Source organism: Bradyrhizobium sp. STM 3809 (assembly GCF_000239795.1).
Lineage (GTDB): Bacteria > Pseudomonadota > Alphaproteobacteria > Rhizobiales > Xanthobacteraceae > Bradyrhizobium.
The window spans coordinates 1-1,987 of record NZ_CAFJ01000484.1 but is presented as its reverse complement, the minus strand read 5'-3'; the positions used below and the strand labels follow the sequence as shown (position 1 = coordinate 1,987).

Here is a 1,987-nt window from a genome sequence, read left to right as displayed (position 1 = left end):
CTGGTTCCGGAGCCGGAGCGGCACATTGTCCATGAGCGGCTTGCCGGTCAAAAAGAAGCAAGCCCTCGTTGTCGACTCGGTGCGCCTGCCGCCAGCGCGTGGCCTTGGCGGCTGATCGAACCCCTCTCACGCCTCACCCTGAGGAGCCCGCCGCAGGCGGGCGTCTCGAAGGGCGAGGCCCGGGTGTCCCGGCCTTGAAGGGCTCGCCGCCACGTCACAGCGGCGTCAGGCGATCGCCGCCAGATAGCGCGTGACGGAGCGGTCGAACGCCCCCTTCGCATCGCTTGCGATGTTCTTCTGCCACCAGGCGCCATAGATGCGGTCGAAGGCCAGCGGCGCGACCGTCTCGGCGATGCGGCGCACGGCGGCGGGGCCGAGCGGGATGTAGTTCGGATAGGAGTACATGAAGCTGACATGGCGGCGGTCCATCGCCACCATCGCGATGTCGCCGGTGAACAGTGCGCCCTTGCCGTCGACGCCCTTGCGCCAGTGCAGGATGGTCGCGCCGGGAAAATGCCCGCCGGTCCGCAGCAGCACGACATCGTCGGAGATGGCGAGCCGGTCGCCGCTCCACGGCATGATGGACGGATGCGGCCGGGTGACGAAGGCCGCGTCGTCGCCGTGCAGATAGGCCGGCACATTGCCGAAGGCCGCGCTCCAATCGGCCACCGCGCCATAGTAATGCGGGTGGGAGATCGCGATGGCCTTGAGCCCGCCGAGCGCGCGGACATGGCTGATCGCAGCCTCGGTGGCCAGCGGAATGCAGTCCCACATCACGCAGCCGTCCGGCTCGGGGATCAGCAGCGCGCGCTGGCCGATCGCGAAGCTCGGCTCCATGCCGAGGCCGGTCAGACCGTCATCCTCGCGCCAGATGACCTGATGCCGCTCCGCCAGTTCGTCGCGGCTGAGGAAGTGCTGGCCCTTCCAGTTCACATATTGCCGCTCGTCCTCGCAGACGACGCAATGGCGGGGCGGCGCGGGCGCGTCCGGAAACTGCGCGCCGCATTGAGAGCAGGTCCAGAGGGGCATGGCTCACCGGCGGGCTTCGATGCAAGGCTTACACCTAGCATGCTTGCCGCCCCACTGCACCGTCGCGCGCGCAGTCGTGATTGCGTAATCTCGCCCGCCAGCACCAAGGAGCCTTTCGACATGTCCCGACCTTCGCGCCGCGCCCACGTTCATCGCCTGCCGATGCGAAGCCCCGATGATATCGGCGCTCTGGAGGCCACGATCGCGCAGGGGACGATCGATCCGTCCGGCATCGTCGCCATTCTCGGCAAGACCGAGGGCAATGGCTGCGTCAACGATTTCACCCGCGCCTTCGCGGTTCGCTCGCTGGAGGCGCTGCTCGGCCGGCATCTTCCCGCCGAGGCGGTGCGTCAGATTGCGATGGTGATGTCCGGCGGCACCGAGGGCGCGCTGTCGCCGCACATGATCGTGTTCGAGGCACGCGCGGTCGACGACAGCGGCGCGCCGCGCGCCTACGCCACGTCGCTGGCGCTCGGCCGGGCCCGGACGCCGCCGCTCGCGAGCGAGCATCTCGGCCGGATGCAGCAGGTCGCGCTGGTCGCGGCCGGGGTCCGCGCGGCGATGGCGGATGCCGGCATCGCCGATCCGGCCGACGTTCACTACGTCCAGGTGAAATGCCCGCTTCTGACGATGGAGCGCATCGAGGCGGCGGAGGCGCGCGGCGCACGCACCGCCGTGCGCGACACGCTGAAGTCGATGGGCTTTTCCCGTGGCGCCTCGGCGCTCGGCGTCGCCGTGGCGCTGGGTGAGCTCACCGCGGACGACCTGTCCGATGCCGACATCTGCGCCGACTTCACCCGCTACAGCAGGCGCGCGGCGACCTCCGGCGGCGTCGAGCTGCTCGATCACGAGATCATGGTCGCCGGCATGTCGGCGGCGTGGACCGGCCCGCTCGCGATCGATCACGGCGTGATGGCCGATGCCATCGACATCGAGCCGGCCCGCGCCGCGCTGGCCC

Annotated in this window: 2 protein-coding genes; one reads left to right on the top strand and one right to left on the bottom strand. The window is 69.9% G+C overall.

Features of this window, described 5'->3' with window-relative positions:
- Window positions 1–225 precede the first annotated feature (225 nt).
- Window positions 226–1,029, bottom strand: a complete 804-nt coding sequence (locus BRAS3809_RS22495; protein WP_008964336.1) for an MBL fold metallo-hydrolase — start codon at window positions 1,027–1,029, stop codon at window positions 226–228.
- 120 nt (window positions 1,030–1,149) lie between these two features.
- Between BRAS3809_RS22495 and atzD the strand changes: the two genes are divergently transcribed.
- Window positions 1,150–1,987: cyanuric acid amidohydrolase (atzD, locus tag BRAS3809_RS22490; RefSeq protein WP_035657682.1), on the top strand; the 838-nt coding region annotated here is incomplete at its 3' end.

What these genes read in the sequence shown, in the direction of transcription:
- BRAS3809_RS22495 (WP_008964336.1), bottom strand. Translation starts at nt 1,029, where the DNA reads ATGCCCCTCTGGACCTGCTCTCAATGCGGCGCGCAGTTTCCGGACGCG.